This is a genomic window from Pseudomonas sp. 2VD (assembly GCF_005503585.1).
Lineage (GTDB): Bacteria > Pseudomonadota > Gammaproteobacteria > Pseudomonadales > Pseudomonadaceae > Pseudomonas > Pseudomonas aeruginosa.
On sequence record NZ_SCND01000003.1, the window covers coordinates 40,222 to 48,053 of the forward strand.

Genomic DNA, 7,832 nt, shown 5'->3' on the forward strand with positions numbered 1-7,832 from the left:
AGAGAATGGACAGCCATCCCGTACAGGATGCCGACGACACGATAAGCGAAGTCGCCCCTCCGGCGCACTCGTCATCGCCTGCCGGCCGCGGAAACGCCGGCGAGGCATCCCTGCATTCGAGGAGGCGGAAATGAAAGCGCCACGCGTAACCCTGGACCAATGGCGGACCCTGCAGGCGGTGGTCGACCACGGCGGCTTCGCCCAGGCCGCGGAAGCCCTGCACCGCTCGCAATCGTCGATCAGCTATACCGTGGCGCGCATGCAGGAACAGCTCGGCGTGCCGCTGCTGCGCATCGACGGACGCAAGGCGGTGCTGACCGAGGCCGGCGAAGTGCTGCTGCGCCGCTCGCGGCAACTGGTCAAGCAGGCCGGGCAACTGGAGGAACTGGCCCACCACATGGAACAGGGCTGGGAGCCCGAGGTGCGTCTGGTGGTGGACGCCGCCTACCCCACCGCGCGGATCGTCCGCTCGCTGTCCGCCTTCATGCCGCAGAGCCGCGGCTGTCGCGTGCTGCTGCGCGAGGAAGTGCTCTCCGGCGTCGAGGAAGCGCTGATCCAGGGCGCCGCCGACCTGGCGATCAGCGGCCTGATCATTCCCGGCCACCTCGGCGCCGACCTCAGCGTGGTCGAGTTCGTCGCCGTGGCCCACCCCGACCATCCGCTGCACCGCCTGCAACGCGAGCTGACCCACCAGGACCTGGAAACCCAGATGCAGGTGGTGATCCGCGACAGCGGCCGGCTACAGCCGCGCGACCACGGCTGGCTCGGCGCCGAACAGCGCTGGACGGTGGGCAGCCTGGCTACCGCGGCGACCTTCGTCGGCAACGGTCTGGGCTTCGCCTGGCTGCCGCGACACATCATCGAGCGCGAATTGCAGAGCGGCCAACTCAAGCCGCTGCCGCTGAGCCAGGGCGGCGTGCGGCAGAGCCGCTTCTACCTCTACACCAACAAGGAAAAGCCGCTCGGCCCGGCCAGCCAGATCCTCATGGAAATGCTCAAGTCGTTCGCCAACGTACCGCTCAACGCGCCCTTCGCGGCGCCCGAACCGGCCGCCGAGTGAACGCAGATGCCTGACTTCCAGCACCGCGACTGCACCCTCGTCTACGACGACCACCCCGGTCCCACCGAGCGCGCGCCGGTCCTGCTGCTGCACGGTCTCGGTTCGAGCGCCCGCGACTGGGAATACCAGTTGCCGGCCCTGCTGGGCCACTACCGCCTGCTGGTCCCGGACCTGCGTGGCCACGGCCGCTCCGGCAAGCCGCGCGGCGGCTACAGCATGGCCGGCTTCGCCGAGGACTGCGCGGCGCTGCTCGACCGGCTCGGCTGCGGCCCGGTGCACCTGGTCGGCATCAGCATGGGCGGGATGATCGGCTTCCAGTTGGCCTGCGACCGCCCCGACCTGCTGCGCAGCCTGACCATCGTCAACAGCACTCCGGAAGTCATCCCGCGCAAGCCCCGCGAACACCTGGAAGTGGCCAAGCGCAGGCTCCTCTCGCGCCTGCTCAGCCTGCGGACCATCGGCCGCGCCCTCGGCCGGCTGTTGTTTCCCAAGGCGGAACAGGCCGGGCTGCGAGAAAAGATCGAGGCACGCTGGGCGGAGAACGACAAGCGCGCCTACCTGGCCAGCCTCGACGCGATCATCGGCTGGGGCGTGCAGGAACGATTGGCCGAGATCGCCTGTCCGACCCTGGTGATCAGCGCGGATCGCGACTACACGCCGGTATCGCTGAAGCAGGCCTATTGCGAGCGGATCGCCGACGCCCGCCTGGTGGTGGTGGAGGACTCCCGCCACGCCACGCCGATGGACCAACCCGAGATTTTCAACACCACCCTGCTCGGCTTCCTCGCCGATATCGATAAAACCAAGGAACAACCATGCTCAAACGTCTCCTGATCGCCACCTGCACCCTGCTCTTCGCCGGTTCCCTGCTGGCCGCCACGCCTGCCGCCAAGCCGCACGTCCTGATCGCCACCAGCCTCGGCGAGATCGAGGTAGAACTCGATCCGACCAAGGCGCCGATCAGCGTGAAGAACTTCCTCGAGTACGTCGACAGCGGCTACTACGACGGCACCCTGTTCCACCGCGTGATCCCGGGCTTCATGGTGCAGACCGGCGGCTTCAGCGCCGGCATGCAGGAGAAGAAGACCCGCGCACCGATCAAGAACGAGGCCGACAACGGCCTGCTCAACGAGCGCGGCACCCTCGCCATGGCCCGCACCGGCGTGGTCGATTCGGCCACCAGCCAGTTCTTCATCAACCTGACCGACAACGACTTCCTCAACCATGGTGCCCGCGACTTCGGCTATGCGGTGTTCGGCAAGGTGGTGCGTGGCATGGGCGTGGTCGACCAGATCGCCAAGGTTCCCACCACCCGCCGCAACGGCTTCGCCGACGTGCCGAGCGACGACGTGGTGATCCTGTCCGCCAAACGCCTCTGAGTCCAGCCGCAGGGGCTTGATCCGGCGGGCCCAGGACGGGCCCGCTCCAGAAGAGAGCCATCATGCTTTATCGTCGTTTCGAACGTCTGATCGACCCGTTCCGCAGCGCTTCCGAACGCATGCCGCCCAGCGAAGTGCTGCGTTTCTATGTCTACTTCCTGCGCCAGGTCTGGCCGGTGTTCCTGGCCCTGCTGGCGGTCGGCCTGATCGTCGCGCTGATCGAGGTGGCGCTGTTCAGCTATCTCGGTCGCATCGTCGATCTCGCCCAGAGCACGCCCAGCGCGGAGTTCTTCCGCGTGCACGCCAACGAACTGATCTGGATGGCGGTGGTGGCGCTGGTCCTGCGCCCGCTGTTCAACGCCCTGCACGACATGCTGGTGCACCAGAGCATCAACCCGAGCATGACCAACCTGATCCGCTGGCAGAACCACCGCTACGTGCTCAAGCAGAGCCTCGGCTTCTTCCAGAACGATTTCGCCGGGCGCATCGCCCAGCGCATCATGCAGACCGGCAACTCGTTGCGCGATTCGGCGGTGCAGGTGGTGGACGCCCTCTGGCACGTGCTGATCTATACCGTCAGCGCCCTGGTGCTGTTCGCCGAGGCCGACTGGCGCCTGATGATCCCTCTGGTGCTGTGGGTGTTCGCCTACGTCGGCGCCCTCGCCTACTTCGTTCCCCAGGTCAAGCGCCGCTCGGTGGAGGCCTCGGATTCGCGCTCGAAGCTGATGGGGCGGATCGTCGACGGCTACACCAACATCACCACGCTGAAGCTGTTCGCCCACACCCGCCAGGAAGAGGACTACGCCCGCGAAGCGATCGGCGACCAGACCCTCAAGTCGCAACGCGCCGGGCGCGTAGTGACCTCCATGGACGTGACCATCACGGTGATGAACGGCGTGCTGATCACCGGCACCACCGGCCTGGCCCTGTGGCTGTGGAGCCAGGAGCTGATCTCGGTGGGCGCCATCGCCCTGGCCACCGGGCTGGTGATCCGCATCAACAACATGTCCGGCTGGATCATGTGGGTGGTCGGCGGCATCTTCGAGAACATCGGCCAGGTCCAGGATGGCATGCAGACCATCGCCCTGCCGCGCAAGGTGGTCGACCGCGAGGACGCCCGGCCGCTGCGGGTAGAGCGCGGCGAGGTGGAGTTCGAGCACATCGCCTTCCACTACGGCAAGGGCAGCGGCGTGATCCAGGGTCTCGACCTGAAGGTCCGGCCCGGCGAGAAGATCGGCCTGGTCGGACCTTCCGGCGCCGGCAAGTCGACCCTGGTCAACCTGCTGCTGCGCCTGTACGACCTGGAGAGCGGACGCATCCTGGTCGATGGCCAGGACATCGCCGGGGTGACCCAGGAAAGCCTGCGCGCGCAGATCGGCATGGTCACCCAGGACACCTCGCTGTTGCACCGTTCGATCCGCGACAACCTGCTCTACGGCCGGCCCGGCGCCAGCGACGCGGAACTCATGGAAGCGGTGCGCAAGGCTCGCGCCGACGAGTTCATCCCGCTGCTCAGCGACGCCGAGGGCCGCCGCGGCTTCGACGCCCATGTCGGCGAACGCGGAGTGAAGCTCTCCGGCGGCCAGCGCCAGCGCATCGCCATCGCCCGGGTGCTGCTCAAGGACGCGCCGATCCTGATCCTCGACGAAGCGACCTCGGCGCTGGACTCGGAAGTCGAATCGGCGATCCAGGAAAGCCTGGAGACCCTGATGCAGGGCAAGACGGTGATCGCCATCGCCCACCGCCTGTCGACCATTGCGCGCATGGACCGCCTGGTGGTGCTGGACAAGGGCCACATCGCTGAAAGCGGCACGCATGCCGAGTTGCTCGCCCATGGCGGCCTCTATGCGCGCCTCTGGCAACACCAGACCGGCGGCTTCGTCGGCGTCGACTGAAGCCTCGGCACCGGGCGGCGGCTCGCGCCGCCCGGCTTGGGTGACCTTGTCAAAGGCTCTGCAACGGGCCTTTGCGCGGCAATCATCACCGCCGTCGATCTCGACTAACACGCGCTTCGATTTTTTCCGCCAGCGAAACGGTGTTCTTATCGAACCCGTGCCCCGGCTCGATCCCGACGCCTGCCGCATCGTCCCCGTCCACCTGGCGTCGGCCACGGACGACCAAGGATGCCAGTGCTCGGTACCGGGGGTTTCGCCCCATCGCTACGGAGAATCACAGAATGAAACTTGCCTCTGTCGTGTCCGCCGTCATCACCAGCCTCGCCCCCATGGCCTTCGCCCAGGACGTGGACAAGGACCCGGGCCGCGGCCTGCCGGTCGAGGAATACCACTACGGCATGCAACTGGACGTGAAGAATGTCCTGCACCGTACCGACAATTCGACCAGGACCGGCGTAGTGCCGGTGACCGTGGTCTACGAGGACCATAGCGGCGAGCTGCACAAGATCCGCTTCCTCGAATGGGGCGGCAGCACCAGCAACGGCTGAGCGGACGCCACGCCCTATCGTTCCGGCCCCCTTCAGGCCTGGCGGTAGGGCAACAGGCCGTGGGCCTCCTCGGCGTAGGCGCGCACTCCCGCCCGCTCCTGTTCGAGGAACTGCGCCACGGCATCGCGCAGACCGGGATGCGCCAGGTAGTGCCAGGAGCGCGTCAGCACCGGCTCGAAACCGCGGATCAGCTTGTGTTCGCCCTGGGCGCCGGCGTCGAAGCGCGCCAGGCCGGCGCCGATGGCGAATTCCAGGCCCTGGTAGAAGCAGGTCTCGAAGTGCAGCCGGTCGAACTCGGCCAGGCATCCCCAGTAGCGCCCGTACAGGGTGTCTCCAGCGACCAGGCTGAACGCCATCGCCACCGGCTTGCCACGCTGGTGGGCGAAGACCACGCGGATCGCCTCCGGCATGCGCTCGGCCAGCAGGCCGAAGAACTCGCGGCTCAGGTAGGGATCGCGGTCGCGCACCAGGTAGGTGTTGGCATAGCAGAGATAGACGAAATCCCACTCCAGTTCGGACAACTGGCCGCCTTCCCGCCATTCGAACTCGATGCCCTGTCCGCCGACCTGTTCGCGCTCCTTGCGCAGTTGCTTGCGCTTGCGCGAACTGAGGGCCTCGAGGAAGTCCTGGAAGTCCCGATAGCCGCGGTTGTGCCAGTGGTACTGGCAGCCCAGGCGTTCGAGCCAACCGTCACGCGCGGCAAGCAAGGTGTCCGCCCGGGCGTCGGTGAAATTCACATGGATGCTCGACAGACCGCTCGCCTCGGCCTCCTCGCCAAGGGACGCGAGCAGCCCCTGCAACCCTTCGTCCTCGCCCAGCAGGCGCGCACCGGCGACCGGGGTGAAGGGCACCCCCACCAGCAGCTTCGGGTAGTAGCGGATACCGGCCCGCTGGCAGGCGTCGGCCCAGCTCCAGTCGAACACGTACTCGCCGTACGAGTGCGCCTTCACATAGGCCGGCAGCGCCGCGCACAGGCGCCCTTGCGGATCGCGCAGCACGCGATGGGCCGGGCGCCAGCCGGTGGCGGGCGTCACGCTGCGGCTGTCTTCCAGCGCGGACAGGAAAGCATGACGCAGGAATGGCTGGGCGGGAGGCAACAAGGCGTCCCACTCGGCGGCGTCGATATCGGCAAGGGTGGCGAGCGTCTGGATCGGCATGCGCGCCAGTCTGGCGCGAGACGCAAGGCAAGTGAAGCCGGTCGATGGAAAAAAAAGCGCCCGGCGGACCCCGCGATGAAACCGCCCTTCACCAAGCGAAGGCTTCGAACCATCCTACGTAGAGCGCATGACGCCAACGGCGTTATCCGCCGATACCCCGCCGCAACGGCGGAGCGAAAGCTGGGAACCCTCCGCGTAGGGCGCATAACGCCGGAGGCGTTATCCGCCGATACCCGTCGGGACGGCGGACAACCACGACGGCATTCCCGATCGGGCCCTAGATCATGCCCAGCAGCAACAGGACCAACAGCACCACCAGCAATGCGCCGACGATCCCCGAGGGCCCGTAGCCCCAGTTGCGCGAATGAGGAAAGACCGGCAGGCCGCCGATCAGCAGCAGGATCAGGATGATCAGAAGAATCGTACCGAGACTCATGGGCGTCGCTCCTGTTCGGCTCATGGGGCAAAGGGCGGCAGATTCCGCCCTTGTAGTTCTCGACCCCCGCCGAGCAACGAAGATTCAATAAATCCGCGCCCTCCAGCCTCAGTGGATGACCTTGGGCGCCGGCCCCTTGAGCAGGCGCATGAACATCAGCGCCACCGCCTGGGCGTCGCCGAGGGCGGTATGGCGACCGCTGACCGGCACATCCAGGGCCCGCGCCAGGGTGTCGAAGCGCAGGTCGATGTGTGCGTCGGGAAAATGCCGGCTGACCTTCCGGTGGTACAGCGACGAAATCTCGATGGAAGGGTTGTGCAACTGTCGGTCGAAGAGCTGGCGCAGGTGCCGGTTCAGCACGGCGACATCGAACGACAGGTAGTAGCCGAGCAGCGGCCGGTCGCCGATGAACGCCAGCAACTGGCGCAGGGCCTGCTCCAGCTGCAACTGTCCCTCCAGGTCGGCGCGGCGCAGCTTGTGGATGCGGATCGACTCCGCGTCCAGGCTCGGCGGCGGCTCGACGTAGAGTTCCAGGCGCTCGCCCATGACCAGTTTGCCGCGCCGCACCAGCACCGCGCCGATGCTGAGGACGTCGGCACGACGCGGGTCGAGGCTGGTGGTCTCGAGATCGAGGGAGATCACTTCCTCCGCCTCGACCGCCTCGTGCATCCACCAATACAGCCGGCGGCGCCAGCCCGGCCAGCGGCTGTCGGGCAACTTGACCATGGTGTTCATCGGGTCTCCAGGTGGAATTGACGGGCCACGCTCTGCTTGAACTTCTTCACCACATGCAGGCCGTAGCGCAGCATGTCGCGATCGTGGCGGCTCATGCCGCTGACGTCCAGGCCCTGCTGGCGACCGTCGCGTTGGCCGGCCAACTGGCGGGTCAGGCGCAGTTGCAGGAACAGCTCGAAAGACTCGCTCAGGTCGTCCGCCAGGCGTGCTTCGAGGACCTTGTGTCGCTTCAGCGCCTCGATCCGTGCCAGGGTCCCGCGGGTTTCCAGGCCTTCGCGCAGGGCCAGGGTGCGGATGCCGTGGACGATGGGGAAGATCCCGCCGCGCTTGAGATCGAGGCGGGCGTCCTGGGTCTTCAGTTGGCCGAGGAAGGTCAGCGGCGTATCGAATTGCAGGGCCGCTGCCGCGATATCCGCCAGCCAGCGCTCGCCGCCGTCGGCGAAACCGCGCAGTTGCCGACGCAACGGCTCGAACAGTTGCAGGTTACCGGCCACCGGCCAGGCATCGGCCAGGATCGACAGGCGCAACAGCTGCTCCGGCTTGCCTTCCAGCAGCGTCGTGCGAAGCCCCGCCTGGCAGGCCGCCAGCGGCTTGCACCATTCCGGCCGACTGGCCATCACTC

Annotated in this window: 9 protein-coding genes; 5 read left to right on the forward strand and 4 right to left on the reverse strand. The window is 67.0% G+C overall.

The annotated features are described in order from the left end of the window. Positions 1-130: 130 nt before the first annotated feature. From FFS27_RS00770 to FFS27_RS00790, 5 genes are all read left to right on the forward strand, one after another. The gene (locus tag FFS27_RS00770) at positions 131-1,060 is read left to right on the forward strand and encodes a LysR family transcriptional regulator (RefSeq protein ID WP_003091534.1); all 930 of its coding nucleotides are present in this window, start codon (positions 131-133) and stop codon (positions 1,058-1,060) included. A gap of 6 nt (positions 1,061-1,066) precedes the next feature. Continuing rightward, positions 1,067-1,894, forward strand: a complete 828-nt coding sequence (locus FFS27_RS00775; RefSeq protein ID WP_023100909.1) for an alpha/beta fold hydrolase — start codon at positions 1,067-1,069, stop codon at positions 1,892-1,894. Then, complete coding sequence (ppiA, locus tag FFS27_RS00780; RefSeq protein ID WP_003109185.1) at positions 1,876-2,439, forward strand: peptidylprolyl isomerase PpiA; 564 nt, start codon at positions 1,876-1,878, stop codon at positions 2,437-2,439. The genes FFS27_RS00775 and ppiA overlap by 19 nt, the downstream gene beginning before the upstream one ends. Before the next feature lie 62 nt (positions 2,440-2,501). Next, complete coding sequence (locus tag FFS27_RS00785; protein ID WP_021265065.1) at positions 2,502-4,334, forward strand: ABC transporter ATP-binding protein; 1,833 nt, start codon at positions 2,502-2,504, stop codon at positions 4,332-4,334. Positions 4,335-4,615: 281 nt separating this feature from the next. Next, positions 4,616-4,882: a DUF2790 domain-containing protein gene (locus FFS27_RS00790; RefSeq protein WP_003091540.1), complete on the forward strand. Its 267-nt coding sequence runs from the start codon at positions 4,616-4,618 to the stop codon at positions 4,880-4,882. A 32-nt stretch (positions 4,883-4,914) separates the two neighbouring features. Here the strand turns inward: FFS27_RS00790 and FFS27_RS00795 are convergent, their stop codons facing one another. The 4 genes from FFS27_RS00795 to FFS27_RS00810 form a co-directional block, all read right to left on the reverse strand. Then, a complete protein-coding gene (locus FFS27_RS00795) occupies positions 4,915-6,039 on the reverse strand; it encodes a GNAT family N-acetyltransferase (RefSeq protein WP_003109183.1) in 1,125 nt (374 codons plus the stop codon). Between the two features lie 277 nt (positions 6,040-6,316). Then, positions 6,317-6,475, reverse strand: coding sequence for a DUF3309 family protein (locus FFS27_RS00800; RefSeq protein ID WP_003091542.1), 159 nt, complete (start codon positions 6,473-6,475; stop codon positions 6,317-6,319). Positions 6,476-6,583: 108 nt separating this feature from the next. Then, positions 6,584-7,210: a 3'-5' exonuclease gene (locus tag FFS27_RS00805; protein ID WP_003109180.1), complete on the reverse strand. Its 627-nt coding sequence runs from the start codon at positions 7,208-7,210 to the stop codon at positions 6,584-6,586. Further along, the coding region (locus FFS27_RS00810) for a putative nucleotidyltransferase substrate binding domain-containing protein (protein ID WP_272483161.1) at positions 7,207-7,832 on the reverse strand (626 nt) is incomplete at its 5' end. The genes FFS27_RS00805 and FFS27_RS00810, both read right to left, overlap by 4 nt.

What these genes read in the sequence shown, in the direction of transcription:
- FFS27_RS00770 (WP_003091534.1), top strand. Translation starts at nt 131, where the DNA reads ATGAAAGCGCCACGCGTAACCCTGGACCAATGGCGGACCCTGCAGGCG.
- FFS27_RS00775 (WP_023100909.1), top strand. Translation starts at nt 1,067, where the DNA reads ATGCCTGACTTCCAGCACCGCGACTGCACCCTCGTCTACGACGACCAC.
- ppiA (WP_003109185.1), top strand. Translation starts at nt 1,876, where the DNA reads ATGCTCAAACGTCTCCTGATCGCCACCTGCACCCTGCTCTTCGCCGGT.
- FFS27_RS00785 (WP_021265065.1), top strand. Translation starts at nt 2,502, where the DNA reads ATGCTTTATCGTCGTTTCGAACGTCTGATCGACCCGTTCCGCAGCGCT.
- FFS27_RS00790 (WP_003091540.1), top strand. Translation starts at nt 4,616, where the DNA reads ATGAAACTTGCCTCTGTCGTGTCCGCCGTCATCACCAGCCTCGCCCCC.
- FFS27_RS00795 (WP_003109183.1), bottom strand. Translation starts at nt 6,039, where the DNA reads ATGCCGATCCAGACGCTCGCCACCCTTGCCGATATCGACGCCGCCGAG.
- FFS27_RS00800 (WP_003091542.1), bottom strand. Translation starts at nt 6,475, where the DNA reads ATGAGTCTCGGTACGATTCTTCTGATCATCCTGATCCTGCTGCTGATC.
- FFS27_RS00805 (WP_003109180.1), bottom strand. Translation starts at nt 7,210, where the DNA reads ATGAACACCATGGTCAAGTTGCCCGACAGCCGCTGGCCGGGCTGGCGC.